The sequence below is a fragment of the Streptomyces sp. NPDC085481 genome (assembly GCF_044541845.1).
Classification (GTDB): Bacteria; Actinomycetota; Actinomycetes; order Streptomycetales; family Streptomycetaceae; genus Streptomyces.
On the sequence record NZ_JBITTJ010000023.1, the window covers coordinates 1 to 26,797 of the forward strand.

Below are 26,797 nucleotides of genomic sequence, written 5' to 3' on the forward strand. Positions count from 1 at the left end.
AGCTTTCTGGGCCCTTGAGGGGTCCGGTCCCGCCGGATCTCGAAGTCCATCGCCACCCCTGAACTGGGGTGTTGCGACAACCACTAGAACCCAAGACGTCGGCGGGGGCCCCTTCCTCGTACCGTACGGACTAGAAGTCCTCGTCCAGGTCCACCGAACCCTCGACCGCCACCTGGTAGGCGGACGGGCGGCGCTCGAAGAAGTTGGTCAGCTCCTGGACGCCCTGGAGCTCCATGAACGCGAACGGGTTCTCCGAGCCGTACACCGGGGCGAAGCCCAGGCGGGTCAGGCGCTGGTCGGCGACGCACTGGAGGTACGCGCGCATCGACTCGGTGTTCATGCCCGGCAGGCCCTCGCCGCACAGGTCACGGCCGAACTGGAGCTCCGCCTCGACGGCCTCCTTCAGCATGTCGGTGACCTGCTGCTCGAGCTCGTCGTCGAAGAGCTCGGGCTCCTCCTTGCGGACGGTGTCCACGACCTCGAAGGCGAAGTTCATGTGCATCGTCTCGTCGCGGAACACCCAGTTGGTGCCCGTCGCCAGGCCGTGCAGCAGACCGCGGGACCGGAACCAGTACACGTACGCGAAGGCGCCGTAGAAGAACAGGCCCTCGATGCACGCGGCGAAGCAGATCAGGTTGAGCAGGAAGCGGCGGCGGTCCGCCTTCGTCTCCAGGCGCTCGATCTTCTCCACCGAGTCCATCCACTTGAAGCAGAACTGCGCCTTCTCGCGGATGGACGGGATGTTCTCGACCGCGTCGAACGCGGCGGCGCGGTCGTCCGGGTCGGGCAGGTAGGTGTCGAGCAGCGTCAGATAGAACTGGACGTGCACGGCCTCCTCGAAGAGCTGGCGCGACAGGTACAGGCGCGCCTCCGGGGAGTTGATGTGCTTGTACAGCGTCAGGACCAGGTTGTTCGCCACGATCGAGTCGCCGGTCGCGAAGAACGCGACCAGGCGGCCGATCATGTGCTGCTCACCGGGGGTGAGCTTGGCGAGGTCGGCGACGTCCGAGTGGAGGTCGACCTCCTCCACGGTCCAGGTGTTCTTGATCGCGTCGCGGTAGCGCTCGTAGAAGTCCGGGTAGCGCATCGGACGCAGGGTCAGTTCGAAGCCCGGGTCGAGGAGGTTCTTCTGTTCGGTGGAGCTCATTACTGGCAGGCCTCGCAGGACTCGGGGTTCTCAAGGGAGCAGGCGACGGCGTCGGCGTCGGGCGCCGCCTGCTGGACGGGGATGGTGGTGGCCTGGGCGGCGCGGGCGATCCGGGTCGCCGGGCGCGAGCGCAGGTAGTACGTGGTCTTCAGGCCCTGCTTCCAGGCGTACGCGTACATCGACGACAGCTTGCCGATGGTGGGCGTCTCCATGAAGAGGTTCAGGGACTGCGACTGGTCGAGGAACGGGGTACGGTCCGCCGCCATGTCGATCAGGCCGCGCTGCGGGATCTCCCAGGCCGTCCGGTACAGCTCGCGCACCTCGGCGGGCACCCAGCCGAAGCCCTGCACCGAGCCGTTGGCGTCACGCAGCGCCTCGCGGGTCTGCGCGTCCCACACGCCGAGCCGCTTCAGCTCCTCCACCAGGTAGGAGTTGACCTGGAGGAACTCGCCGGACAGCGTCTCGCGCTTGAACAGGTTGGAGACCTGCGGCTCGATGCACTCGTAGACGCCGGCGATCGAGGCGATCGTCGCGGTCGGGGCGATGGCGAGCAGCAGGCTGTTGCGCATGCCGACAGCGGCGATCCGCTCGCGCAGCGCGGCCCAGCGCTCCGGCCAGTTCAGCTCCACGTCGTAGTGGTCGGGGTGCAGCACGCCACGGGCGGTGCGGGTCTTGTCCCAGGCGGGCAGCGGGCCGCTGCGCTCGGCGAGGTCGGCGGAGGCCTCGTATGCGGCGAGCATGATCCGCTCGGCGATCCGGGTGGACAGCGCGCGGGCCTCGGCCGAGTCGAAGGGCAGCTTCAGCTTGAAGAAGACGTCCTGGAGGCCCATCGCGCCCAGGCCCACCGGGCGCCAGCGGGCGTTGGAGCGGCCGGCCTGCTCGGTCGGGTAGAAGTTGATGTCGACGACCCGGTCGAGGAAGGTCACCGCGGTGCGGACGGTCTCGTCGAGCCGCTCCCAGTCGATGTCCGAACCGGCCACGAAGGCGCCCAGGTTGACCGAACCGAGGTTGCAGACGGCCGTCTCGCCGTCGTTGGTGACCTCGATGATCTCGGTGCAGAGGTTCGAGGAGTGCACGACCGTGCCGGGCTCGGCGGTCTGGTTGGCGGTCCGGTTGGAGGCGTCCTTGAAGGTCATCCAGCCGTTGCCGGTCTGCGCGAGGGTGCGCATCATCCGGCCGTACAGGTCGCGGGCCGGCATGGTCTTCTTCGCCAGACCCCTGGCCTCGGCCGCGCGGTAGGCGGCGTCGAACTCCTCGCCGTACAGGTCGACCAGCTCGGGCACGTCGGCGGGGGAGAACAGCGACCACTCGCCGTCCGCGTTGACCCGGCGCATGAACTCGTCCGGGATCCAGTGCGCCAGGTTGAGGTTGTGCGTACGGCGGGCGTCCTCGCCGGTGTTGTCGCGGAGCTCCAGGAACTCCTCGATGTCCGCGTGCCAGGTCTCCAGGTAGACCGCGGCGGCACCCTTGCGGCGGCCGCCCTGGTTCACGGCGGCGACGGAGGCGTCGAGCGTCTTCAGGAACGGGACGATGCCGTTGGAGTGGCCGTTGGTGCCGCGGATCAGCGAACCGCGGGCGCGGATGCGCGAGTACGACAGGCCGATGCCGCCCGCGTGCTTCGACAGGCGGGCGACCTGGTGGTAGCGGTCGTAGATGGAGTCCAGCTCGTCCTGCGGGGAGTCCAGCAGGTAGCAGGAGGACATCTGCGGGTGGCGGGTGCCGGAGTTGAAGAGCGTGGGGGAGGAGGGCAGGTAGTCGAGCCGGCTCATCAGCCCGTACAGCGCCGCCACCTCGTCCACGGCGCGGGCGCTGTCGTCCTCGGCGAGGCCGGAGGCGACGCGCAGCATGAAGTGCTGCGGGGTCTCGATGACCTTGCGGGTGATCGGGTGGCGCAGCAGGTAGCGCGAGTAGAGGGTGCGCAGGCCGAAGTAGCCGAAGCGGTCGTCGGCGGTCTGGTCGATCAGGCCGTCGAGGCGATCGGCGTGCAGGGCGACGAAGTCGGAGGTGCGGTCGGCGATCAGGCCCTCGCGGTGGCCGACGGCGACGGAGGCGGAGAAGCACACCGCGCCCTGGCCGGCGGCCTCGTCGGCGATGGTGATGGTCAGGAGCCGGGCGGCGAGCCGGGAGTAGGCCGGGTCCTCGGCGATGAGTCCGGCGGCGGCCTCGGTGGCCAGTTCGCGCAGCTCCGCCTCGTCCGAGCCGGCGTGCCGGCCGCGCAGCGCGGCGGCGGCGACCTTGCCGGGGTCGGTGTCCGGGAGGTCGGCGGTGAGGTCGGTCAGGGTCCGCAGAAGCACGGTCCCGGGTCCGTCGTTCTCGATCGCTGCGGCCGGATCGGCGGGCGCGATGGTCACGTGGGGGCTCTCCCTCGCTCGGCTCGGGGCCAGGGCGGGGGGAGGCGGGAAACGGGCAGCCGAAGGCACGACGGCACCGCGTCCACCAGCCCACTCCGCGAGGCCCGGACGTCTGTGACACCCGGAACGGAAGGACCGGGCGCGCTGTCGACAGGTCTTCGGACTCGCCCGTACGCGAGCATGGCGCAAGACATACGAAACACACCGTTGCGGGACAGTTCCGGATTTCCACCGGATTCCCCTGCGACGACAGCGAGGAAGAGCATACATGTGGGGGGCGCCGCTCGCGGCACCCCCCACATGTTGTGTGTGTCGTGTGGCTGTCTACAACTCCAGGGTGTAGCTGAGCAGTAGGAAGTCGGGCTCGTCCGGGATGGGGCGCCAATCCCGGTCCGGGGTGCGCCGGAAGCCGAGGCGCTCGTAGATGCGGTGCGCGGTGTGCATGGTGTCCTGGGTGGACAGGACGATCCGCACGCAGCCCGGGACGGCCCGTGCGCGCTCGATACAGGCCCGGACGAGCGCTTCGCCGACGCCGCGGCCGCGGGCCGCGTGGTCGACGGCCAGCATCCGGACGGCGGCCTCGCCCTCGCGGGCGATGTCGCCCATCGGCCCGGGGGACGGGACGAAGGTCACACCGCCCAGGACGGTGCCGTTCCGGTCCACGGCGGCGAGCACCTCGGCGACCGCGGCCCGCCCGGCCACGTTCCGCAGGTGGCCCAGATACCAGTCGGTGTCGCCGAACGTGAGGAACCCGTCGGCGAGATAGGCGTGCCCGGTGATCTCGCCGAGAGCTTCGTACTCCTCCGGACGTACCGGTCTGATCGTGAAGTCCATGGGCGCAGTCTGCCCCTGGCACGGCTCCGCCCGCCGCCGGGTTTCCCCGGGGCGGGCGGAGCCGGTTTCCGGCCGGACTCAGTGGCCGCCGGTGCCGACCTTCGGCAGTGCGGTGGAGACGCCCGGGTCACCGGCGTCCGCCGTGTAGTCCGCGGGGGAGGTCTCGTCCACGCCGTCGGGCGCCTTGACGGCCTTCAGGACGAAGGTGAGGACGACCGTGACGACGAGGTTGAGGACGAAGGCGGTGAGACCGATGTAGCCGATCTCGCCGATGCCGGGGATCTCGGTGGAGGAGCCGCCGAAGTGCTTCTGGGTGGGGCTCGCGACCCCGTAGGCGGCGGCGGTGCCGTAGACCATGCCGACGGCCCAGCCGGCGAGCAGCGCCCAGCGGTGGAACCAGCGGGTGAACAGGCCGCCGACGAGGGCGGGGAAGGTCTGCAGGATCCAGATGCCGCCGAGGAGCTGGAAGTTGATGGCGACGGTCTTGTCCATGGTGAGGACGAAGACCAGGGCGCCGACCTTCACGAGCAGCGACACCAGCTTGGAGACCTTGGTCTCCTGCGCCGGCGTCGCGTTCGGCTTGATGAAGTCCTTGTAGATGTTGCGGGTGAAGAGGTTGGCCGCGGCGATCGACATGATCGCGGCCGGCACGAGGGCGCCGATGCCGATGGCGGCGAAGGCCACGCCCGCGAACCAGTCGGGGAACATGTTCTCGAAGAGCTGCGGGATGGCGAGCTGGCCGTTGGTGACCTTCACGCCCGCGGCGATCGCCATGAAGCCGAGGAGGGCGAGCAGGCCCAGCATCAGCGAGTACAGCGGCAGGATCGTGGTGTTGCGGCGGATCACCTCGCGGCTCTTGGAGGAGAGCGTCGCGGTGATCGAGTGCGGGTACATGAAGAGCGCCAGCGCCGAGCCGAGCGCCAGCGTCGCGTACGTCCACTGGCCCGCCTCGCCGGGCACGAGCGCGCCCTTGGGCTTGCCGGTGGCCGGGTTGACCGTCGCGTACGCCTCGCCCGCCTTGGCGAAGATCTCGTCGAAGCCGCCCAGCTTGATCGGGATGTAGATGATCGCCACCGCGATGACGATGTAGATCAGGGTGTCCTTGACGAAGGCGATGAGCGCCGGGGCGCGCAGGCCGGAGGAGTACGTGTAGGCCGCGAGGACGCCGAAGGCGATGAGCAGCGGCAGGTCCTTGACGAACCAGTTGGTGTCCTCGCCGCCGCCGACGCCCATCACGTCCAGGACGGCCTGGATGCCGACGAGCTGGAGCGCGATGTACGGCATGGTGGCGAGGATGCCGGTGACGGCGACCGCGAGGGACAGGCCCTTGGAGCCGAAGCGGCCGCGGACGAAGTCGGAGGTGGTGACGTAGCCGTGCTTGTGGGAGACCGACCACAGGCGGGGCAGGAAGGTGAAGATCAGCGGGTAGACCAGGATCGTGTACGGCACGGCGAAGAAGCCGGCCGCGCCCGCCGCGTAGATGGCCGCGGGTACGGCGACGAAGGTGTACGCCGTGTAGAGGTCGCCGCCGAGCAGGAACCAGGTGATCCAGGTGCCGAACGACCGGCCGCCCAGGCCCCATTCGTCGAGGCTGTGCTCGTTCTCGGCCTTGCGCCATTTGGCGGCCAGGAATCCCATGACCGTGACGGCCAGGAAGAAGAAGATGAAGACGCCGAGCGCGACGCCGTTCACGCCGTCCTTCATCGCGCGTCACCGGCCTTCCGGGAGCGCTGGTCGAGCTTCCAGAGCTGGTACGCGACCATGGTCAGTACGGTGGAGATCACGACCCACAGCATCTGGTACCAGTAGAAGAACGGGATACCGATGAAGGTGGGGTCCACCTTCGCGTAGGAGCCCACCCAGATCATCGCGACGAACGGCGCGAAGAGGCAGAGCGCGACCACCACCCGCAAGGGGGTGATGACCGGTTGTTTCCCTGTTGTCGCTTCTGACATGGCGAAACCGTCCCCTCAGTGATCACCTCGTAATGCCGAGGAAATCTAGGGGACGGCTTCGTTTCTAGGAACCCCTGTCCGTATAACGGATCGGCCGACGCCGGTTCAGCTGCCGTCAGCCGTTGGGGCGCTGGAGGCGGGCGACGAACTTGTAGCGGTCGCCGCGGTAGACCGAGCGCACCCATTCGACCGGTTCGCCCTGGGCGTCCAGGGAGTGCCGGGAGAGCATCAGCATCGGCAGGCCCACGTCCGTACCGAGCAGGCCGGCCTCGCGCGGGGTGGCCAGCGAGGTCTCGATGGTCTCCTCGGCCTCGGCGAGGTGGACGTCGTACACCTCGGCGAGGGCGGTGTACAGGGACGTGTACTTCACCAGCGAACGCCGCAGCGCCGGGAAGCGCTTGGCGGACAGGTGCGTGGTCTCGATGGCCATCGGCTCGCCGCTCGCGAGGCGCAGCCGCTCGATCCGCAGCACCCGGCCGCCGGGGGAGATGTCGAGCAGCCCGGCGAGGGTGTCGTCGGCGGTGACATAGCCGATGTCGAGCAGCTGCGAGGTGGGCTCGAGGCCCTGCGCCCGCATGTCCTCGGTGTACGAGGTGAGCTGGAGGGCCTGGGAGACCTTGGGCTTGGCCACGAAGGTGCCCTTGCCCTGGATGCGCTCCAGGCGGCCCTCGACCACCAGTTCCTGCAGGGCCTGGCGCACGGTGGTGCGCGAGGTGTCGAACTCGGCGGCGAGGGTGCGCTCCGGCGGGACCGGCGTGCCGGGCGGCAGGGTCTCCGTCATGTCGAGCAAATGCCGCTTCAGTCGGTAGTACTTGGGCACGCGCGCGGTGCGGGTGGCGGCGCCGCCCTCTGTCTCCGTGCTGCCCGCGTCCGTGGCCATGGCCTGCCTTCCCGACTCCTGTGCTGCTGCCGTCACCGGCTCCTCCGTCTGTCGCGGCTCACATGGTGGCACGGACCGGTCACGGGTCGTCGCCCTCCCTCAGGTGTCGGTCCGATAACGGACCCGACTGCCCTTCTTATACACCCTTGACACCCCTAAAGGTCTAGGCCAAGCTCCGGGTACTGGTCTACACCATTAAAGACCAGGTCCCAGCCCCACGAGCACTACTCGACGTATGTCTTCGCGCGGTGGGGGGGTTGCAGGCATCCCTGAGGAGGGTGGCGTGAAGCGCAAGCTCATCGCGGCGATCGGCGTCGCGGGCATGATGGTCGGCATTGCCGCGTGTGGTGGCTCGGACAAGGGCGGGGACAAGGCCGGCGGCGAGGCCAAGGAGCTGACCGTCTGGCTGACGGTCGACGCCCAGAACAACTGGCCCGAGCTGGTCAAGGCCGCCGACGACGCGGTGACCAAGAAGCACCCCGGCATCAAGATCAAGCACGAGTACTACGGCTGGCCGGACAAGAACACCAAGCTCGACGCGGTGCTCGCGACCGACAAGGCCCCGGACGTTGTCGAGATGGGCAACTCCGAGATGATCAGCTACATGGCCAAGGGCGCCTTCGCCGAGGTCGACCCGTCGAAGTTCGAGAACTCCGACAAGTGGCTCGACGCCCTCAAGGACTCGGTCACCTACAACGGCAAGACCTACGGCGTCCCCTACTACGCCGGTGGCCGCGTGGGCACCTGGCGCAAGGACATCGCCGCCGAGGCGGGCGTCAAGGCCGCCCCGAAGACCTGGGCCGAGCTGACCGCCGCCCTCGACGCCATCCAGAAGAAGAAGGGCGACAAGTTCAGCGCCTGGTACCAGCCTTCGCCGGACTGGTACGCCGCGATGTCCTTCGTCTACGAGGCCGGCGGCTCCATCGCCAAGCAGGACGGCGAGAACTGGAAGGCGAACCTCTCCTCGCCCGAGTCCATCAAGGGCCTCACCGAGTACAAGAACGTCGTCGACAAGTACATGCACGGCGACAAGACGAAGGACGAGTCCGACCGTCCCGTCGTCTTCGGCCAGGGCAAGTCCGCGACGATCTTCGCCGCCGGCTGGGAGGGCGCCACCTCCGCCACCCCGGAGAACGACAAGGTCGGCGGGCTGAAGGACAAGCTCGAGAACTTCGTCATGCCCGGCCCGTCCGGCAAGAACCTCCCGGTCTTCCTCGGCGGTTCGGACCTGGCCGTCCCGGTCAAGTCCAAGGCGCAGGGCGTCGCCGCCGAGTGGATCGCCGCCTTCACCGGCGCCGAGGGCCAGAAGGGCCTCGTCGCCAAGGGCAACCTGCCCAACAACAAGGCGGACCTCGCCCCGCTGAAGAACGACCCGGCCACCGTCGTCCCGGCGACCGCCGCCGAGTCCAGCTGGTTCGTCCCGACCGCCCCCGGCTGGGGCCAGGTCGAGAAGGCCCAGACCCTCAAGACGATGCTCATCGAGATCGCCAACGGCAAGAAGTCGGTCGAGCAGGCGGCCAAGGACGCCGACGCCTCGATCGACAAGGTCATCAACACCAAGTGACCTGAAGCGGCAGGGCCCCGTCATCGCGACGGGGCCCTGCCGCCCGTACCACGAGAGGGATCGCTGAGGAGCACGGGATGAGTGCCGCAGACACAACCACCGCGAAGGTGCCGCCGGCGCGGCAATCGCCACCATCCGGCTCCGGAGCCGGGACCCCCGCCCCGAAGGGCGGGACACGCAAAGGCGGGGCCGGGATCCCATGGCTGCTCCTCGCGCCATGTCTGCTCGTGCTCCTGCTGGTGCTCGGCTATCCGCTCGTGCGACTGGTCGCCCTCTCCTTCCAGAAGTTCGGCCAGCCGCAGCTGTGGGGCTTCCAGGAGCCCGAGTCGGCCGGCCTGGAGAACTTCACCAAGATCCTCGGCGACGGCGAGTTCTGGGCCGTCGTGCTGCGGACCGTGATCTTCGCGGCCGGCGCCGTGATCGTCACCATGGTCCTCGGCATGGCGATCGCGCTGCTCCTCCAGCGCGTCTCCGGCTGGGTCAAGCTGCTGATCAACATCGTGCTCGTGGCGAGCTGGGGCATGCCCATCATCGTCGCCACCGCCATCTTCAAGTGGCTCTTCGACGCCGACTACGGCGTCCTCAACTGGCTGCTCAGCAGGCTGCCCGGGGTCGACATGATCGGCCACAACTGGTTCGCCAGCGGCCCGCAGGGCCTCGCCGTGATCATGCTCCTGGTGGTCTGGGGCGCCGTGCCCTTCGTCGTGATCACCCTGAGCGCCGGCCTCACCCAGGTGCCCAAGGAGCTCGAAGAGGCCGCCCGCCTCGACGGCGCCGGCGCCTGGGGCGTCTTCCGCTACGTCACGCTGCCCATCCTCAAGCCGATCATCGTCATGCTGACGACGCTCTCGGTGATCTGGGACATGGGTGTCTTCCCGCAGGTCTACGTGATGCGCAACGGCCACCCTGAGGCCGAGTTCCAGCTGCTCACCACGTACTCCTTCGACAAGGCGTTCGTCGTCAACGACTACGGCACCGGCTCCGCGATCGCGCTCGTCACGGTCGTGCTGCTGCTCGGTGTCGTCGCGGTGTACATGCGCCAGATGCTCAAGATCGGAGATGTCGAGTGAGCGCCGTCACCTCTCGTGCGCGCAAGCCGCGCAAGCCCGGTAGGTCGAAGGCCGGCTGGAACCTGCTCGGTCTGCTCGTCGTCGTCACGGCCGGCTTCCCGGTCTACTGGATGATCAACACGGCCTTCAAGCCGTCCAAGGACGCGATCGACCCCGATCCGCACTTCTTCCCGTCCACCTTCACGCTCGACAACTTCAAGCGGGCGCTGGACATCGCGGACTTCTGGGGCCCGGTCACCCGCAGCCTGATCGTCTCGACCGTCGTGGTCGTCATCGGCATCGCGGTCGGCCTGCTCGCCGCCCTCGCCATCTCCCGCTTCGCCTTCCGCGGGCGCAAGATCGTCATCGTCGGCATCCTCGCCGTCCAGATGGTCCCGCTCGTCGCGATGATCATCCCGGTCTTCCTGCTCCTCAACGACCTCGGGCAGTACGACAAGCTCAGCGGCCTGATCATCACCTACCTGACCTTCATCCTGCCCTTCACGGTGTGGACGCTGCGCGGCTTCATCGTCAACATCCCCAAGGAGCTGGAGGAGGCCGCCCAGGTCGACGGCTGCACCCCGACCGGAGCCTTCATCCGGGTCGTCTTCCCGCTGCTCGCCCCGGGCATGGTCGCCACCTCGGTCTACGGCTTCATCCAGGCCTGGAACGAGTACCTGTACGCGCTGATGCTGATGAGCCAGCAGAACCAGACGGCCACCGTCTGGCTCGGCAACTTCATCACCAAGAACGGCACCGAGTACGCCCCGATGATGGCCGGCTCGACCATGATGGCCGTTCCCATCGTGATCCTCTTCCTCCTCGTCCAGCGCAAGATGGCCGCGGGTCTGACGGCCGGCGCAGTGAAGGGATGACGTCCGCCCCATGACCACACTCGTACGCGGCTCCGACACCCTGACCCGGGACGCCCTCACCGTCCTCCAGCCGGGCTTCGTCGGCACCACCGCCCCCGACTGGCTGCTCCGCCGCATCGGCGAGGGACTCTCCTCGGTCGGCCTCTTCGGCCGGAACATCGTCGCCCCCGCACAGCTCGCCGCGCTCACCGCGCAGCTGCGCGCCGAACGGGACGACGTCCTGGTCGCCATCGACGAGGAGGGCGGCGACGTCACCCGCCTCGAGGTCAAGGAGGGCTCCTCCTTCCCCGGCAACTACGCGCTGGGCAGCGTCGACGACGTCGAGCTCACCCGGGCCGTCGCCCGCGAGCTCGGCCGCCGGCTCGCCGCGTGCGGGGTGGACCTCAACTGGGCGCCGTCCGCCGACGTCAACTCCAACGCCGACAACCCGGTCATCGGGGTCCGCTCCTTCGGCGCCGACCCCGAGCTGGTCGCCCGGCACACCGTGGCCTACGTCGACGGGCTGCAGGCCGTGGGCGTTGCCGCCTGCACCAAGCACTTCCCGGGGCACGGCGACACCAATGTGGATTCGCACCACGCGCTGCCCCGTATCGATGTGGGCCTCGACACACTGCACGCCCGTGAGCTGGTACCTTTCCGCGCCGCCATCGCCGCGGGTTCCAAAGCCGTGATGAGCGCGCATATCCTGCTCTCCGCGCTCGACCCCGAACGCCCGGCCACCCTGAGCCCGCAGATCCTCACCGGTCTGCTGCGCCGGGAACTGGGCTTCGAGGGGCTCATCGTCACCGACGGCATGGAGATGCAGGCCATCTCGTCGACGTACGGCATCGAGCGCGGATCCGTCCTCGCGATCGCCGCGGGCGCCGACGCCATCTGCGTGGGCGGCGGGCTGGCCGACGAGGACACCGTACTGCGACTGCGCGACGCGCTGGTCACGGCGGTACGGACCGGTGAACTGCCCGAGGAGCGGCTGGCCGACGCCGCGGCGCGCGTGCGCGCCCTGGCGGCCTGGACCCAGGCGCACCGGGCCAGGGGGGTATCGGGGCCGGGCGCGGCACAACAGGAGGGGACCGCGCCCGGCACCGAGGTCGGCCTCGTGGCGGCCCGCAGGGCGCTGAAGGTGACGCCCGGGGAGCAGCCGTACCAGCCGATGACGAGCGCTCCCTACGTGGCCGCCTTCACCCCCGTCGCCAACTTCGCGGTGGGCGACGAGACTCCGTGGGGCATCGCCGCCGAGCTCGGCCGGCTGCTGCCGGGCACCGAGACCGGCTCCTACGGCGCGGACGCGTCGGTGGACGCCGTCCTCGCGGCCGCGGGGGAGCGGCGCGTGGTCGCCGTCGTACGGGACGCCCACCGGCACCCGTGGATGGCCAAGGCCCTGGACGCCCTGCTCGCGGCCCGCCCGGACACCGTGGTGGTGGAGATGGGGCTCAACGAGTCGGAGCCCCGCGGCGCCCTGCACATCGCCACCCACGGCGCCGCCCGCGTCTGCGGCACGGCCGCGGCGGAGCTCATCGCCGGCCGCTAGAGCCTCCCTGGGGCACCGCCAGGACACGAGGGGCCCGGCACCTGGATCAGGTGCCGGGCCTCTGCCTGTGGTGCTAGATGCCCTGCCACGCGGGCTTGTTCGCGAAGGTGTGGCGGAAGTAGTCCGCGAGCTTCAGCTTGGAGGCGGCGGCCTCGTCCACGACGACGGTCGCGTGCGGGTGCAGCTGGAGCGCGGAGGCCGGCACGAGCGCGGCTACCGGGCCCTCGACGGTCTGCGCCACGGCCTCGGCCTTGCCCTCGCCGGTGGCGAGCAGCACCAGGTGGCGGGCCTCCAGGATGGTGCCGATGCCCTGGGTGATGACGTGGTGCGGCACCTGCTCGATGTCGTTGTCGAAGAAGCGCGCGTTGTCGACGCGGGTCTGCTCGGTCAGCGTCTTGATCCGGGTGCGGGAGGCCAGCGAGGAGCAGGGCTCGTTGAAGCCGATGTGCCCGTCGGTGCCGATGCCGAGGATCTGCAGGTCGACGCCGCCGGCCTCGACGAGCGCCCTGTCGTAGGCCTCGCACGCGGCCTGGACGTCCTCGGCCGAGCCGTCGGGGCCCATGAAGGCGTCCTGGGAGAGCCCGAGCGGCTCGACGACCTGGCGCAGCACCGTGGAGCGGTACGACTCGGGGTGCCCGGCCGGCAGGCCCACGTACTCGTCGAGCTGGGCGATCCGGGCCCGGGAGGCGTCGACCGAGCCCGCCTCGACCTGGGCGATCAGGGCGTCGTAGATGGGCAGCGGGGTCGATCCGGTGGCCACGCCGAGCAGCGCGTCCGGCTTGCGGCGCAGAAGGCCGGCGATGCCGTCCGCGATGAGCTCGCCGCCCGCCTTGGCGTCCTTGACGATGACAACTTCCACGCTGAGCCTGCCGATCTGGTGAGGGGCTGAAGAAGAGCCGGTGTGGTATAGACCAATCTAAGCTCAAATCTAGCAGAGCGCAGGCCGTCCGCCCATGCCCTTCCGCCCCGTGGACGGACCCCTCCTCATCGTCGGACGCACCCGTCCCCACAGCCACTCGAACCCCTTGTGCCCCCCGGGTGTCAGGCGAGGGACCCCCCGGTCGCGTCGATCCACTGCCCGGTCACCCAGCGCCCGTCGTGCGAGGCCAGGAAGGCCACCACGTCGGCTATGTCCTCCGGGGCGCCGACCTTGCCCAGGGCCGACATCGCCGCCGCGCCCGCCCAGGCCTCCTCGTTCCCGCGCAGCCAACCCGCGTTGACGTCCGTGTCCACGATGCCCGGCGCCACCGCGTTGACCGTGATCCCGCGCGAGCCCAGCACCTTCGACAGATAGCGGGTGAACACGTCGAGCGCGCTCTTCGACATCGCGTACGCGATCAGGTCCGGCATCAACGCCGCGTGCGAGAGGCCGGTGGAGACGTTCACGATCCGGCCGCCGTCGCGCAGCCGCTCCGCGCCGAGCCGGGCCAGGAAGAACGGCGCCTTGGTGTTGACCGCGAAGATCCGCTCGTACTCCTCCTCGCCGATCGTCCCGAACGGCGCCGAGGCCCCGATCCCGGCGTTGTTCACCAGGATGTCCAGGCCGTCCGCATGGGCGTCGAACGCGGCCCACAGCGCCTCCGCGTCGCCCTTGACCCCCAGCTCCTGTCCGATGGCGAAGGCCTCGCCGCCGGCCGCCGTGATCGCCGCGACCGTCTCCTTCGCCGCCGCCTCGTTGCTCCCGTAGTGCACGGCGACCCGCGCCCCGTCCCGGCCGAGCCGCTCGGCGATCGCCCGCCCGATGCCCCGGCTGCCGCCCGTGACCAGTGCCGTCTTCCCCTTGAGCACGCCCATGGCGACGCCCCCCTCGTTTTGCTAGTGGTCGCTACAGAAAGAAAGCTACCACGTTCCGTAGCGCCCGCTATAGAATTCGGCCCATGACCACCAAGCAGCGCGGCCGCCCCCGCTCCTTCGACCGCCCCACGGCGCTGGAGCAGGCGATGGTGGCCTTCTGGGAGCACGGGTACGAGACGACCTCCGTCTCCGACCTCACCCGCGTCATGGGCATCAGCGCGCCGAGCCTCTACGCGGCCTTCGGGGACAAGAAGACCCTCTTCGAGGAGGTCGTCGAGGCGTACGCGGAGTCGTACGGCGCCTTCGGCGGGCACGCCTTCGCCGAGGAGCCGACCGCGCGCGGCGCCATACGCCGGATGCTGGTGGAGGCGGCGGAGCAGTACACGGACCCGTCCCACCCGCGCGGCTGCCTGGTGATCTCCGCCGCGCTCAACTGCTCGACCCCCGAGGTGCAGGACGCGCTGCGCGACCGGCGGAACGCCAACCTCGGGCGGTTCGAGGCGCGGATCCGCGAGGCGGTCGAGTCCGGCGAGCTTCCCGCCGGCACCGATCCCGTGACCCTCGCCCGCTTCAGCGGCGCCGTCCTCCAGGGCATGTCCCAGCAGGCCCGCGACGGGGCGACGAAGGAGGAGCTTGAGGCCGTGGCGGAGGCGGCGATGCTGGCCTGGCCGGCGGCGGAGTGAGGGGCCGCGGCGGGCCCGGGGGCTCGCACGGCCCCGTACATACCCGCGGGCCGCGGCGCCTGACGGGACCCTCAACCCGTCCGGCACCGCAGCCCGGAGTTGCTCGGCCGGGGGTGTGCGGTCCCTCGGCCGTATGGGAGGTCTCGACGCAGTCAGGGCAGAGAGCGTCGGGTACCTCGTTCCACCCTCCTGTGCGGGGAGAGTGGAGGTCTATGACATGCATTGTGGACTAGACCATTCTCGTCTGTCCATCCATAGGAGTGTGGCCTATCCGGGCCCATCCTCCAACACGGACGCCCGGAGATCCAGGTTCACCGCCCGGTAATTCCACGGGTACGCTCGCACACGTGCCCTCCATGAACGACCTCGTCCGCCAGCACACCGCTCTGAGCGAGTCCGACCTCGACTGGCTCCACCTGCTGGTGTCGGAGTGGCAACTGCTCTCCGACCTCTCCTTCGCCGACCTCGTTCTGTGGGTTCCCACCCTGGACGGCACCCGGTACGTCTCCGTCGCCCAGATGCGGCCCAACACCGGCCCCACCTCCTACCAGGACGACATGGTCGGTCACCTGGTCCCGCGCGGCCGCCGCCCGCTGCTCGACGCCGCCCTCGACGAGGGCCGGATCGTGCGCGAGGGCGACCCCGAGTGGCGCGAGGAGGTCCCGGTCCGGGTCGAGTCCATCCCCGTACGCCGTGAGGGCCGCGTCCTCGGCGTCATCGCCCGCAACACCAACCTGCTCACCGTCCGGACCCCGTCCCGCCTGGAGCTCACCTACCTCCAGTCGGCCTCCGACCTGGCCCAGATGATCGCCGCGGGCTCGTTCCCCTTCCCCGGCGAGCAGGTCGACATGGACTCCTCGCCGCGGGCCGGCGACGGGCTGATCCGGCTCGACGCCGAGGGCGGGGTCCAGTACGCCTCGCCCAACGCCCTTTCCGCGTACCACCGGCTCGGTCTCGCCGCCGACCTCGTCGGCCAGCACCTCGGCCAGATCACCGCCGAACTCGCCCCCTCCCGCGGCCCGGTGGACGAGGCCCTGGTCACGATGGCCTCCGGCTACGCCCCGCGCGAGTTCGAGGTCGAGGGCAACGGCGGCGTGATCCAGCTGCGGGCCATCCCGCTGAAGCCCAAGGGCACCCGGATCGGTTCGCTCGTCCTGCTCCGTGACGTCACCGAACTGCGCCGCCGCGAGCGCGAGTTGATCACCAAGGACGCCACCATCCGGGAGATCCACCACCGGGTGAAGAACAACCTCCAGACCGTGGCGGCCCTGTTGCGCCTCCAGGCCCGACGGATGGACTCCGACCACGGCCGCGAGGCCCTCAACGAGGCCGTACGGCGCGTCGGTTCGATCGCCATCGTCCATGAGACGCTGTCCCAGAACCTGGACGAGCGGGTCGAGTTCGACGAGATCGCCGACCGGGTGATCGCGATGGTCGCCGAGATCTCCCCGGGCAAGGTGACCTGCCGGCGCAACGGCCGCTTCGGCATCCTCGACGCCGAGGTCGCCACCCCGCTGGCCATGGTCCTCACCGAGATCCTGCAGAACGCGCTGGAGCACGCCTTCGCCCCGGGCGACAACGGCACCGTCGAGGTCACCGCCGTCCGCGGCGAACCCCGCGCCGACGCCCGCCTGCTGATCACCGTCAAGGACGACGGCCGCGGCCTGCCCGAGGGCTTCGACCCGCAGCGCGCCGGGAACCTGGGTCTCCAGATCGTCCGGACCCTGGTCGAGGGCGAGCTCGGCGGCAGCTTCGACATGCAGCCGGGCGCCGAGCGCGGCACGCGGGTCGTCCTCGACATCCCCGTACAGCCGCAGAAATAGCGGGAGTTGGGGAAGGCTCTTCAGGAAAGGGCCGCACACAGCAGCGAGCCCCGGACCGAAGTGAATCGGTCCGGGGCTCGAATGCTGTGGGTTACTGCTGCGCGCTGCGGCTCGGGAGCGGTGATTGCGTACGCGGTGTACGCGCCGCGTGCCTCAGGCTGTTCGCAGGTGGCTCAGGCGCTGGCGTTGCGCGCCCGGTTGCGGGCGGCGCGGCGCTTCATCGCGCGACGCTCGTCCTCGCTGAGGCCACCCCAGACGCCGGAGTCCTGGCCGGACTCGAGCGCCCACTGCAGGCACTGCTCCATGACGGGGCAGCGGCGGCAGACGGCCTTGGCTTCCTCGATCTGCAGCAGCGCAGGACCGGTGTTGCCGATGGGGAAGAACAGCTCGGGGTCTTCCTCACGACAAACGGCGTTGTGACGCCAGTCCATGGCTGCTACCTCTCTTGGTATTACGTGCAGGGTGCTTGTGAATGTGAACGCTTTCACGAATCCCCCCGCAAGTGAAGGGCCGACTGCCAGGTGAACTGGTGTGGTCCTGGGATTGAGGAGGGGTTCTGGCTCTCAGTGGAGGCTGGTGTTGCGGGCCGTCCCGATCGCCAAGAAGAGACTCGCAAACCTCGGCAGCGGATACAACCCCTTCTGGAAAGTTTTTTTTGATTCCTCGGTGTCGGCTCCGTCACAGCCGTACTTCTAGGGGGTGGAGGGCAGCCTAAACGTTCGAGTGGAAGGACTTTCGGTCCTTCTGGTCACACAATCACACGCAGTGCACGGCGAACGCCTGTGAACGTCACGCTCGTGCGCAGTCCCAGGTGGTCTCCGTCCATCTGCAGGGGGAGCGGGACCTTCGAATGCAAGGTGAAGTCGGTCAGGTCGTGCAGAGTCAGAGCATGCTTGCCGCGCGGCCCCCGTTCGGGGGTCGAGGTGAGCAGCTGAGTCGCGTACCGGGCCACCGAAGGGGCCGAGAGACGGCTCAGACCGAGCACGTCGAGCGCGGTTTCGAAGGACGCGTCCGGCGACGCGTACACCGGGCGATTCCCCAGGTAGGTCCAGGGAGAGGTGTTGCAGATTATGGACAGGACGAGGTCCTCCACCGGGTCCTGACCCGGCCGCTCCAGCGTGATCGTCCCGCGCCGGCGGTTCTGCTCGCCCAGGAACTGGCGCACCACCTGACGCAGATAGAGCGCGTGCGTCGAACGCTTGCCGCGCTCGCGCTGCTGTTCGACCCGGCCGATCACGCTCGCGTCGAAACCGAATCCGGCGCAGAACGTGAACCAGCGCTCCGGCACCGCCTCGTCCTCCGTGCCCGGCGTCCCGGACGCGAGCCCCAGGCTCACCGTCCTCGCCCGCCGCTCCCGCAGCGCGTCGAGCAGCGCGCCGGTCGCCTCCACGGCGTCGTTCGGCAGCCCGAGCGCCCGCGCGAAGACGTTGGTGGATCCGCCCGGCACCACCGCGAGGCCCGGCAGCCGCTCCGGGTCGGGACCCGCGTGCAGCAGCCCGTTGACGACCTCGTTGACCGTGCCGTCCCCGCCGAGGGCCACCACCAGGTCGATGTCGTCCGAGTCCGCGGCCCGGCGCCCCAGGTCACGGGCGTGCCCCCGGTACTCGGTCGTGACCGCCTCCAGCTTCATCTCGCTGGCGAGCGCGTGGATCAGCACGTCACGTGTGCGGGCACTGGTGGTGGTTGCTGCCGGATTGACCACGAGAAGCGCGCGCATGGTCGCCAGCGTACCTACCCGGCGGTACCGGGGCCCAGTCCAGGCCTGACCGGGCCCGCCCCCGGCCACCCCCGCTACCCTGCCTGCATGAGCAGTGCCGAGATGAGCAGTACGGAGCAGACCCCGCGCCCCGGGCGCCTGACCGCCGCGGCGGCGGTGGCCGGCGTCGAGGCCCTCGCCCTGGTGGCGGGCGGCCTCTACCTCCTGGTGAGGACCCTGACCGACCGCCCCGACGAGCTCACCTCGGCCGTCATGGGCGGGGCGACGCTGATCGCCCTCGGGCTCATCCCGCTGGCCGCCGCCCGGGGCCTGTGGCGGCGCCGCTCCTGGAGTCGCGGCCCCGCGGTCATCACCCAGATCCTGGCGCTGCCGGTCGCGTGGCAGCTGCTCCAGGCGGACAGCGTCCTGATCCCGGCCGGCGTCGCCCTCGCGATCCTCGCCCTGACCGGCCTCGTCCTGCTGCTCAGCCCGTCCACGACCGAGGCGCTCGGCATCAAGCGCCCCGGCCAGGACACCGCGTAACGCCGCGGACACCGCGTACGCCGCGGACTGTGGGAATCCCTCCCCGGACTGCGGGGATCCCTCCGCGGACTGCGGGGATCCCTCCGCGGAAGCCGCCGATCACTCCTCGACGAGCAGCTTCTCCCGCAGCTGCGCCAGCGTGCGCGCGAGCAGCCGGGAGACGTGCATCTGCGAGATGCCGACCTCCTGCGCGATCTGCGACTGGGTCATGTTCCCGAAGAAACGCAGCAGCAGGATCCGCTTCTCGCGCGGCGGCAGGTCCTCCAGGAGCGGCTTGAGCGACTCCCGGTACTCGACCCCCTCCAGGGCCTCGTCCTCGGCACCCAGCGTGTCCGCCACCGCCGGCGACTCGTCGTCCGTGTCCGGCACGTCCAGGGAGAGCGTCGAGTAGGCGTTCGCCGACTCCAGACCCTCCAGGACCTCCTCCTCGGAGATCCCGAGCCGCTCCGCCAGCTCGTGCACCGTCGGCGAGCGGCCGTGCTGCTGCGAGAGCTCCGCCGTCGCCGTCGTCAGGGACAGCCGCAGCTCCTGCAGGCGCCGGGGCACCCGTACCGCCCAGCCCTTGTCACGGAAGTGGCGCTTGATCTCGCCCACCACCGTGGGCGTGGCGTACGTGGAGAACTCCACCCCGCGGTCCGGGTCGAACCGGTCCACCGACTTGATCAGGCCGATCGTCGCCACCTGCGTCAGGTCGTCGAGCGGCTCGCCCCGGTTGCGGAAGCGCCGGGCCAGGTGCTCCACCAGGGGCAGGTGCATCCGCACCAGCCGGTCGCGCAGCGCCGCCTTCTCAGGGGAGCCCTCGGGAAGCTCCCGCAGCTCGATGAAGAGCGCCCGCGCCCCGCTGCGGTCGTGCGGATCGGGGGTCTCCGGGAGTTCCGGGGCTTCCGGGCTTTCGGGGACCCCGGCGGCCTCCGTCGCCTGACCGGCGGCCGCCGGCGCGCGGTCCGTGGCCTCCGGCGCGTGCTCCGACGCCCGATCCGCGGCCTCCGGCGTCCCCGGAACGTGGTTGTGCTGGTCCTGCTCGCTCATCTGGTCCGCCTGCTCCGCGTGATCCGTAGCGACCTCGACTCCAGTCTCGACCGAGACCGCCCCGGCCCCCGCCTCCGGATGCGGCCGTACCTGCTGCTCAGGGATGCCGGCCGTCGCGTCCCCGCTCCTCACGCCGGGCCTGGCCCCGCGCCGCGCTGTTTGTACAGGCTGATGGAGACCGTCCTGTCCTCGGCCACGGACGACTCCACCTTCCCGGCGAGGGCCGAGAGCACCGTCCACGCGAAGGTGTCCCGCTCCGGCGCCCGGCCGTCCGTCGTCGGCGCCGAGACCGTGACGTCGAGCGAGTCGTCGACCAGCCGGAAGACGCAGCTCAGCACCGACCCCGGCACTGCCTGCTGGAGCAGGATCGCGCACGCCTCGTCGACGGCGATCCGCAGGTCCTCGATCTCGTCGAGGGTGAAGTCCAAACGCGCCGCGAGACCGGCCGTGGCCGTACGCAGCACGGACAGGTAGGCACCCGCAGCGGGCAGCCGGACTTCCACGAAGTCCTGGGTCCCGGGCTCGCCTGCGATCTGGGACACCCTCACCTCCAAGGTGGCACAAGCTCATTCGGGGTCCGGGGAAGAACCCCCCGAACCTTGGCGGTACGCAGTCGGTTGCGCAGTCCGCCGAGACGCTATCGCGATCCGTCCCGCCGTGTCGCCGGGGGCCCGTAGGACCGGCCCCCCGCCCGGCGGCCGCGGAGAACCCGCGGAGGGGTGACGTACCCAGCCGTCAGACGATCGAACCGTCCACGAAGCACCAGCGCCAGCGCTCGTTCGGCTCGAAGGTCCGCATCACCGGGTGCCCGGTGGTGGCGAAGTGCGCCGTCGCGTGCCGACCCGCCGAGGAGTCGCAGCAGCCCACGTGCCCACAGCTGAGACAGAGCCGCAGCTGGACGGGGTGGGTACCGTCGGCCAGGCACTCCGGACAGGTGTCGTGCAGCGGCACCGGTTCGGGGCGCGGCATTTCGGCAACGTGCGGGCACTCGCTCATGATGGCCAGGTTACGTTGTGGCACGAGTGACGTGGTGGCGCGAGACGGGGACCGGGCATGGACGCACTGCAGCTGGTGGCGCTGGTCGCGGCGAGCGCCGCGGTGGCGGGCGTCGCCCGCCGGACCCCGGTGCCGGCGCCGCTGCTCCTGGTCGCGGTCGGCCTGGCCGCCGCGTACGTGCCGGGGGTGCCGGACTACACCCTCGACCCGCACATCGTGCTGCCGCTGATCCTGCCCCCGCTGCTCTACACGGCCGCCGTCGAGTCCTCGTACCTCGACCTGCGCGCCAACATCCGGCCCGTCGCCCTGCTCTCCGTCGGCTACGTGCTCTTCGCGACGGTCGCGGTCGGCTGGCTCGCCTACGAGCTCGTGCCCGACCTGCCGCTCACCGCCGCGCTCGTCCTCGGAGCCGTCGTCGCCCCGCCGGACGCGGTCGCCGCCACCGCCATCGCGCGCAAGCTCGGGCTGCCGAACCGGATCACCACCATCCTCCAGGGCGAGTCCCTGGTGAACGACGCCACCGCCATCACCGCGTACAAGGTCGCCCTCGCCGCCGCCGTCGGCGAGGGCATCAGCTGGGCCGGCGGCATCCGCGAGTTCGCGCTCGCCGCGCTCGGCGGCATCGGCGTCGGCCTCGTCCTGATGGTCCCCATCCACTGGCTGCGCCGCCATCTGCGCGAGGCCCTGCTCCAGAACACCCTCTCGCTGCTCATCCCCTTCGTCGCCTACGCCGCCGCCGAGGAGGTCGGCGCCTCCGGCGTGCTGGCCGTCGTCGTGGTCGGCGTCTTCCTCGGCCACAAGAACTGGCAGGTCGACTTCGCCACCCGCCTTCAGGAGGAGGCGGTGTGGAGGATGGTCGCCTTCGTCCTGGAGTCCGCCGTCTTCGCGCTGATCGGCCTCCAGCTGCCGTACGTCGTCCGGAGCCTCGGCACGTACGGCATGGGGGACGCGGCCCTGTACGCGGCCGGGGTCTTCCTGGCCGTGGTCGTCGTCCGCTTCGTCTGGGTCTACCCCGCCACCTTCCTGCCCCGCTGGATCTCCGAGCGCATCAGGGAACGCGAGCCCGAGGTGGACTGGCGGGCGCCCCTGGTCGTCGGCTGGGCCGGCATGCGCGGCGTGGTCTCGCTCGCCATCGCCTTCTCCATCCCCGTCGTCACCGACGACGTGCCCTTCCCCGCCCGCAACCTGGTCCTCTTCCTCACCTTCACCACCGTCATCGGCACGCTCGTCGTCCAGGGCCTCACCCTGCCGCCGCTCATCCGGCTCCTGAAGCTGCCCGGCCGCGACCGCTACCAGGAGACCCTCGCCGAGGCGCAGGCTCAGAGCGAGGCCTCACGCGCCGCCGAGGAACGGCTCGACGAGCTCCTCGCCGACGAGCGCAACGCCCTCCCGCAGCCCCTCGCCGAGCGGCTGCGCACGGTCATGGAACGCCGCCGGAACGCCGTCTGGGAGCGGCTCGGCGCCGTCAACGAGCTCACCGGCGAGACGGCCGACGACACCTACCGGCGGCTCGCCCGCGAGATGATCGACGCCGAGCGCGAGGTCTTCGTACAACTGCGCGACGCCCGCCGCATCGACGACGAGATGATGCGCACCCTGCTGCGCCGGCTCGACCTGGAGGAGGCGGCGGCCTACCGGGAGGAGTCGGGCTGAGGGCCGGTGGCCCGGGGCTCGGGTGCGCCCGTGACGACGGCCGCGATCCGGGTGCCGGGCGGGAAGGCGCCCTCCCCCGCCAGCGACACCAACCCGTAGAGCATTTTGGCGACATACAGTCGCTCGATGGCGAGTCCATGCCGCGCCCCGAAGTCCTCCGCGAAGGCGTCGAGCTCCGGGGTCGTACGGGCGTAGCCGCCGCAATGGAATCGCTCGTCGAGCCGCCAGTCGCCGCGGGGGCCGCCGAACGCGGCCTCCTGGAGGGCGCGAACCTCCGCGCCGAGGAACCCGCCCTTGAGGACCGGGACGCCCAGGGTCCGGCCGGGGAAACCGGCCGCGAGGCCCGCGAGGGTGCCGCCCGTGCCGCAGGCGACGGCGACGACGTCCGGGGGCTCCGGGGCGCCCGCCAGTTCGCGGCCGAGCTCCGCGCAGCCCTCGACGGCGAGCGCGTTGCTGCCGCCCTCGGGGACCACGTACACGTCGTCGGGAGCCTGCTCCAGGAGCCGCGCCAGGACCGCGGGCTCGTGCTTGGCGCGGTAGGTGGGACGGTCGGCGAAGAGCAGCCGCATCCCGTCCTCGGCGCACCGCGCGAGCGAGGGGTTCAGGGGGCGGCCGGCCAGCTCGTCGCCGCGTACGACGCCGATCGTGCCGAAGCCGAGCAGCCGGCCGGCGGCGGCGGTGGCCCGCAGGTGGTTGGAGTACGCGCCGCCGAAGGTGAGCACGGTCCGGCCGGCGGCGGCCCGGAGGTTGAGTGCGAGCTTGCGCCACTTGTTGCCCGGCAGGTCGGGGTGGATCAGGTCGTCGCGCTTGAGCAGCAGCGTCAGGCCGTGCCGGGTGAAGCGCTCGTCCTCGACCGGCTCCAGGGGGGAGGGGAGCCGGGGCCGCAGGCGGGAGGGGGCGAACGCGTTCACACGGACATTGTCGCTGCTGAGGGCCGGTGCGCTGACGGTGTGCGGCTGTCTACGCTGACGGTGTGCGGCTGTCTAGTGGAGCAGGCCGGCGACCCGCTCGCGCATCGACGCCATGGTGAAGCCGCGCGGGTCGACCTTCCCCGGCTGCCACTCCAGGTGGCCGATCACCGAGCGCTGGGTCCAGCCGTGCACCCGGCACACCGCCGCCGCGGCCTTGGCGATGGCCTCCAGCTGGACCTTCGGCCAGGGGTCCTCGCCGTCGCCGAGGTTCTCGCACTCGAAGCCGTAGAAGTGGCGGTTGCCGTCCGTGGTGGCCTCGTTGTCCGGCGGGAGGCCCTGCTCGGCGATGACCGCCCGCAGTACCTCGTCGTCGCCGAGGCCGGCGTGGTTGGCGCGGCCGTAGCCGACCAGGTGGACCGTGCCGTCCTTGGCGATCACGCCGTGGCAGAGCGGCCCGGGGAGGGCCGCGTAGCCGTCCCGGCAGATGCGGACGGTGTTGCTGGTGCCGCGGGTGACCGTGTGGTGGATCATCACGCCGTGTACGGGGCCCCAGGGACCCTTGTGGTTGCGGTTGTGGGTACGCCAGTCGCCGACCTCGACGACCGACAGGCCCTCGTCGCGCAGTGCGCCGACGAAGCGGCTCGCGGACATGGGAGAGGCCATGGCCGACTCCTCTCGGACAGGGGGATTCCGGTGCCTCCGGAGCCCGGTGCCTCCGGAGTACCGGAGGGATCGGCTCCGCTGCCATCCGTTCGGGCCGTGTGCGAGCCGATCCGGACAGGGTGCGCTGTTCGAGTGGAAATCGTGCGCTATGCCCAGCGGATCGTCGTTAACTCCCACTCGTTTGTGTAATGGCGCGGGCACGCTCCGTGCTGAAAGGCTTCCTCTCGCAGGTTTGTCATATCGAGAGGGAGTTCCATGTCCGTTGGTTCGGTTGGCGACGAGGTCCGCGCGGATCAGGCAGCACCGCAGCAGAGTCTCGGCACCGCCGCCGCGCGGAACCTCGCGACCACCACCAAGTCGGCCCCGCAGATGCAGGAGATCACCTCCCGGTGGCTGCTGCGGATGCTGCCGTGGGTGCAGGTGCAGGGTGGTACGTACCGGGTGAACCGGAGGCTCAGCTATTCCGTGGGCGACGGCCGGGTCACCTTCGTGCAGACCGGGGAGCGGGTCGCCGTCATCCCCGCGGAGCTCGGCGAGCTCCCGGCCCTGCGTGGCTACGAGGACGAGGACGCCCTCACCGAGCTGGCGGCTCGCTGCCGCCAGCGGGAGTACGCGGTGGGCGAAGTCATCGCCACCCGTGGCGAGGCCACCGACCGGGTCCACCTCCTCGCCCACGGCAAGGTCGAGCAGATCGGCGAGGGGCCGTACGGGGACGAGGCCGTCCTCGGTGTCCTCGCCGACGGCGCGTACTTCGGCGACGCCTCGCTCGTCAGTGAGGACGCCACCTGGGAGTGGACCGCCCGCGCGGCCACCGCCTGTACGGTCCTGGAGCTCACCCGGGCCGACGTGCTCAACCTCGCCGAGCGGGCCGGCTCCCTGGCCGGGCACCTCGCCTCCGTCGCCGCGCTGCCCCACCAGCGCACCAACAAGTACGGCGAGGCCGAGATCGACCTCTCCGCCGGCCACGTCGGCGAGGCCGTCGTCCCGCACACCTACGTGGACTACGACGCCACCCCGCGCGAGTACGAGCTGAGCGTCGCCCAGACCGTGCTGAAGGTCCACACCCGCGTGGCCGACCTGTACAACCAGCCGATGAACCAGACCGAGCAGCAGTTGCGGCTCACGGTCGAGGCGCTGCGCGAGCGCCAGGAGCACGAGCTGATCAACAACAGGGAGTTCGGTCTCCTCGCCAACTGCGACTACGGACAGCGGCTCCAGCCCCACGACGGCGTGCCCAGCCCGGACGACCTGGACGAGCTGCTCTCCCGCCGCCGCGGTTCCAAGATGTTCCTGGCCCACCCGCGCGCCATCGCCGCCTTCGGCCGCGAGCTGAACAAGCGGGGCCTGGTCCCCGAGACGATCGAGATCAGCGGCAACAGGATCCCGACCTGGCGCGGGGTGCCGATCTACCCGTGCAACAAGATCCCGGTCTCGGACGCCCGCACCACCTCGATCATCTGCATGCGTACGGGCGAGGACGACCAGGGTGTGATCGGCCTGCACCAGACCGGCCTCCCGGACGAGATCGAGCCCAGCCTGTCGGCCCGCTTCATGGGCATCGACGAGCAGGCGATCATCTCCTACCTGGTCACGGCCTACTACTCGGCGGCCATCCTCGTCCCCGACGCCCTGGGCGTCCTGGAGAACGTGGAGGTGAGCCGCTGGCGCTGAGCCGGCGACCGTGGGCCCGGGGGGCCGACGGCCCCCCGCTCCGTCTCCAAGGTGCGCCGCCCAGGCTGCGCGGAAAGCGAACGCGATCATGACCACGACCAGCGCGGACGCCGCGACCGGGGGACAGGGGGCCGTGCTGCTCCTGGACCGGGCCCGCAGCGTCGTCGACCCCCAACTGCGGACCACCGTCGATTCGTTGCCCGGCTCCATACGTCGCATCGCCAAGTACCACTTCGGCTGGGAGAACGCCGACGGAAGCCCGGCCGCGGGGCAGGGCGGCAAGGCCATCCGGCCGGCGCTGGTGCTCGCGGCGACCCGCGCGCTCGGTGCCGACCCCGCCCCGGCGGTGAAGGCCGCCGCCGCGGTGGAGCTGGCGCACAACTTCACTCTGCTCCACGACGACATCGTCGACGAGGACCCCACCCGCCGTCACCGGCCCACCGCCTGGGCGGTGTTCGGCATCCCCGACGCGCTGCTCGCCGGCGACGCGATGTCCGCGCTCGCGCTGCGGCTGCTCACCGAGGACCCCCACCCGGCCGCGGTGGCCGCCTCGGCCCGGCTGACCGCCTGCGTCATCGAGCTGTGCGCGGGCCAGCAGGCGGACTGTGCCTTCGAACAGCGCGGCCCGCACGAGGTCTCGCTCGACGAGGTGGTGGCGATGGCCACCGCAAAGACCGGCGCCCTGCTCGGCTGCGCCTGCGCGATGGGCGCGCTGTACGCCGGCGCGGGGGACGAGGCGGTCACGGCGATGGACGCGTTCGGCCGGGAGGCCGGGCTCGCGTTCCAGCTGATCGACGACCTGATCGGCATCTGGGGTGACCCGGGGCGCACGGGCAAGCCGGCCGGTGCCGACCTGGTCGCCCGTAAGAAGTCGCTGCCCGTGGTGGCCGCGCTCACCTCCGGTACCCCGGCGGGCGAGGAGCTGGCCGAGCTGTACGCCCGGCCGGCCCTTGACGCCGGGGCCGTACGGGCCGCGGCGGACGCGGTCGAACGGGCCGGGGGCCGGGACTGGGCGCAGGCCCAGGCGGCCGAGCGGATGGCCGGGGCGGTGGAGCAGCTCGCCCGGGCGGTTCCGGACTTGTCGGCGGCCGGAGACCTGCTGGCGCTCGCGGAGTTCGTGACGCGGCGCAATCGCTGATTCCCGGGAACGGG

25 protein-coding genes and 1 riboswitch are annotated in these 26,797 nt (G+C 70.6%); of the genes, 10 read left to right on the plus strand and 15 right to left on the minus strand.

The window, feature by feature from the left end; all coding sequences use genetic code 11:
* Positions 1–130 precede the first annotated feature (130 nt).
* The 6 genes from ACIGEZ_RS32850 to ACIGEZ_RS32875 all read right to left on the minus strand — a co-directional run bounded on the left by ACIGEZ_RS32850 (position 131) and on the right by ACIGEZ_RS32875 (position 7,167).
* Entirely contained in the window at positions 131–1,147 is a 1,017-nt protein-coding gene (locus ACIGEZ_RS32850; RefSeq protein WP_399838638.1) for a ribonucleotide-diphosphate reductase subunit beta, read from the minus strand.
* Complete coding sequence (locus ACIGEZ_RS32855; RefSeq protein WP_399838641.1) at positions 1,147–3,498, minus strand: ribonucleoside-diphosphate reductase subunit alpha; 2,352 nt, start codon at positions 3,496–3,498, stop codon at positions 1,147–1,149. The genes ACIGEZ_RS32850 and ACIGEZ_RS32855 overlap by 1 nt, the downstream gene beginning before the upstream one ends.
* Positions 3,499–3,651: 153 nt before the next feature.
* Positions 3,652–3,739, minus strand: a riboswitch (cobalamin riboswitch).
* An 83-nt stretch (positions 3,740–3,822) separates the two neighbouring features.
* Positions 3,823–4,332, minus strand: coding sequence for a GNAT family N-acetyltransferase (locus ACIGEZ_RS32860; protein ID WP_399838644.1), 510 nt, complete (start codon positions 4,330–4,332; stop codon positions 3,823–3,825).
* Positions 4,333–4,410: 78 nt separating this feature from the next.
* On the minus strand, positions 4,411–6,036 hold the full coding sequence (gene mctP / locus ACIGEZ_RS32865; RefSeq protein ID WP_399838647.1) for a monocarboxylate uptake permease MctP: 1,626 nt from the start codon (positions 6,034–6,036) through the stop codon (positions 4,411–4,413).
* Positions 6,033–6,287 (minus strand): DUF3311 domain-containing protein, encoded by a 255-nt coding sequence (locus tag ACIGEZ_RS32870; protein ID WP_399838650.1) that lies wholly within the window; start codon positions 6,285–6,287, stop codon positions 6,033–6,035. Before ACIGEZ_RS32870 ends, mctP begins: the two co-directional genes overlap by 4 nt.
* 115 nt (positions 6,288–6,402) lie before the next feature.
* Positions 6,403–7,167, minus strand: coding sequence for a GntR family transcriptional regulator (locus tag ACIGEZ_RS32875; RefSeq protein WP_345492086.1), 765 nt, complete (start codon positions 7,165–7,167; stop codon positions 6,403–6,405).
* A 283-nt stretch (positions 7,168–7,450) separates the two neighbouring features.
* Between ACIGEZ_RS32875 and ACIGEZ_RS32880 the strand changes: the two genes are divergently transcribed.
* The 4 genes from ACIGEZ_RS32880 (at position 7,451) to ACIGEZ_RS32895 (ending at position 12,183) form a co-directional block, all read left to right on the plus strand.
* Positions 7,451–8,731, plus strand: coding sequence for an extracellular solute-binding protein (locus tag ACIGEZ_RS32880; RefSeq protein ID WP_399838653.1), 1,281 nt, complete (start codon positions 7,451–7,453; stop codon positions 8,729–8,731).
* Positions 8,732–8,808: 77 nt separating this feature from the next.
* A complete protein-coding gene (locus ACIGEZ_RS32885) occupies positions 8,809–9,801 on the plus strand; it encodes a carbohydrate ABC transporter permease (protein WP_399838656.1) in 993 nt (330 codons plus the stop codon).
* On the plus strand, positions 9,798–10,655 hold the full coding sequence (locus ACIGEZ_RS32890; protein ID WP_399838660.1) for a carbohydrate ABC transporter permease: 858 nt from the start codon (positions 9,798–9,800) through the stop codon (positions 10,653–10,655). The genes ACIGEZ_RS32885 and ACIGEZ_RS32890 overlap by 4 nt, the downstream gene beginning before the upstream one ends.
* 10 nt (positions 10,656–10,665) lie before the next feature.
* Positions 10,666–12,183, plus strand: a complete 1,518-nt coding sequence (locus ACIGEZ_RS32895) for a glycoside hydrolase family 3 protein (protein WP_399838663.1) — start codon at positions 10,666–10,668, stop codon at positions 12,181–12,183.
* Positions 12,184–12,256: 73 nt separating this feature from the next.
* On the opposite strand, the gene nagB is transcribed toward ACIGEZ_RS32895, so the two are convergent.
* A complete protein-coding gene (gene nagB / locus ACIGEZ_RS32900) occupies positions 12,257–13,042 on the minus strand; it encodes a glucosamine-6-phosphate deaminase (protein ID WP_399838666.1) in 786 nt (261 codons plus the stop codon).
* Positions 13,043–13,224: 182 nt separating this feature from the next.
* The gene (locus ACIGEZ_RS32905) at positions 13,225–13,977 is read right to left on the minus strand and encodes an SDR family oxidoreductase (RefSeq protein ID WP_399838669.1); all 753 of its coding nucleotides are present in this window, start codon (positions 13,975–13,977) and stop codon (positions 13,225–13,227) included.
* An 83-nt stretch (positions 13,978–14,060) separates the two neighbouring features.
* Here ACIGEZ_RS32905 and ACIGEZ_RS32910 point away from each other — a divergent pair, with 83 nt between their 5' ends.
* On the plus strand, positions 14,061–14,660 hold the full coding sequence (locus ACIGEZ_RS32910) for a TetR/AcrR family transcriptional regulator (RefSeq protein WP_399838672.1): 600 nt from the start codon (positions 14,061–14,063) through the stop codon (positions 14,658–14,660).
* A gap of 356 nt (positions 14,661–15,016) precedes the next feature.
* On the plus strand, positions 15,017–16,483 hold the full coding sequence (locus ACIGEZ_RS32915) for a sensor histidine kinase (RefSeq protein WP_399838827.1): 1,467 nt from the start codon (positions 15,017–15,019) through the stop codon (positions 16,481–16,483).
* A gap of 173 nt (positions 16,484–16,656) precedes the next feature.
* Here the strand turns inward: ACIGEZ_RS32915 and ACIGEZ_RS32920 are convergent, their stop codons facing one another.
* Positions 16,657–16,914: a WhiB family transcriptional regulator gene (locus ACIGEZ_RS32920; RefSeq protein ID WP_003953983.1), complete on the minus strand. Its 258-nt coding sequence runs from the start codon at positions 16,912–16,914 to the stop codon at positions 16,657–16,659.
* Between the two features lie 317 nt (positions 16,915–17,231).
* Positions 17,232–18,200, minus strand: a complete 969-nt coding sequence (locus ACIGEZ_RS32925) for a diacylglycerol/lipid kinase family protein (protein WP_399838676.1) — start codon at positions 18,198–18,200, stop codon at positions 17,232–17,234.
* An 87-nt stretch (positions 18,201–18,287) separates the two neighbouring features.
* Here ACIGEZ_RS32925 and ACIGEZ_RS32930 point away from each other — a divergent pair, with 87 nt between their 5' ends.
* Positions 18,288–18,722, plus strand: coding sequence for a hypothetical protein (locus tag ACIGEZ_RS32930; RefSeq protein WP_399838679.1), 435 nt, complete (start codon positions 18,288–18,290; stop codon positions 18,720–18,722).
* A gap of 99 nt (positions 18,723–18,821) precedes the next feature.
* Here ACIGEZ_RS32930 and ACIGEZ_RS32935 read toward each other — a convergent pair whose 3' ends face one another.
* From ACIGEZ_RS32935 to ACIGEZ_RS32945, 3 genes are all read right to left on the minus strand, one after another.
* The gene (locus ACIGEZ_RS32935) at positions 18,822–19,883 is read right to left on the minus strand and encodes an RNA polymerase sigma factor SigF (protein WP_399838683.1); all 1,062 of its coding nucleotides are present in this window, start codon (positions 19,881–19,883) and stop codon (positions 18,822–18,824) included.
* Positions 19,880–20,293 (minus strand): anti-sigma regulatory factor, encoded by a 414-nt coding sequence (locus tag ACIGEZ_RS32940; protein WP_015036094.1) that lies wholly within the window; start codon positions 20,291–20,293, stop codon positions 19,880–19,882. The genes ACIGEZ_RS32935 and ACIGEZ_RS32940 overlap by 4 nt, the downstream gene beginning before the upstream one ends.
* 193 nt (positions 20,294–20,486) lie before the next feature.
* Positions 20,487–20,747: a UBP-type zinc finger domain-containing protein gene (locus ACIGEZ_RS32945; RefSeq protein ID WP_399838686.1), complete on the minus strand. Its 261-nt coding sequence runs from the start codon at positions 20,745–20,747 to the stop codon at positions 20,487–20,489.
* Positions 20,748–20,804: 57 nt separating this feature from the next.
* Here ACIGEZ_RS32945 and ACIGEZ_RS32950 point away from each other — a divergent pair, with 57 nt between their 5' ends.
* The gene (locus ACIGEZ_RS32950; RefSeq protein ID WP_399838689.1) at positions 20,805–22,400 is read left to right on the plus strand and encodes a Na+/H+ antiporter; all 1,596 of its coding nucleotides are present in this window, start codon (positions 20,805–20,807) and stop codon (positions 22,398–22,400) included.
* On the opposite strand, the gene ACIGEZ_RS32955 is transcribed toward ACIGEZ_RS32950, so the two are convergent.
* Positions 22,379–23,311 carry a 1-aminocyclopropane-1-carboxylate deaminase/D-cysteine desulfhydrase gene (locus tag ACIGEZ_RS32955; RefSeq protein WP_399838692.1) on the minus strand — a complete coding sequence of 311 codons (933 nt, stop codon included), beginning with the start codon at positions 23,309–23,311 and terminating at the stop codon, positions 22,379–22,381. The two genes, ACIGEZ_RS32950 and ACIGEZ_RS32955, sit on opposite strands and share 22 nt — an antisense overlap.
* Positions 23,312–23,383: 72 nt before the next feature.
* On the minus strand, positions 23,384–23,974 hold the full coding sequence (locus ACIGEZ_RS32960; RefSeq protein ID WP_399838695.1) for an N-acetylmuramoyl-L-alanine amidase: 591 nt from the start codon (positions 23,972–23,974) through the stop codon (positions 23,384–23,386).
* 255 nt (positions 23,975–24,229) lie between these two features.
* Here ACIGEZ_RS32960 and ACIGEZ_RS32965 point away from each other — a divergent pair, with 255 nt between their 5' ends.
* Positions 24,230–25,645 carry a family 2B encapsulin nanocompartment shell protein gene (locus ACIGEZ_RS32965; RefSeq protein WP_399838697.1) on the plus strand — a complete coding sequence of 472 codons (1,416 nt, stop codon included), beginning with the start codon at positions 24,230–24,232 and terminating at the stop codon, positions 25,643–25,645.
* 88 nt (positions 25,646–25,733) lie between these two features.
* On the plus strand, positions 25,734–26,783 hold the full coding sequence (locus ACIGEZ_RS32970; RefSeq protein WP_399838700.1) for a family 2 encapsulin nanocompartment cargo protein polyprenyl transferase: 1,050 nt from the start codon (positions 25,734–25,736) through the stop codon (positions 26,781–26,783).
* The last annotated feature ends 14 nt before the right edge of the window (positions 26,784–26,797 follow it).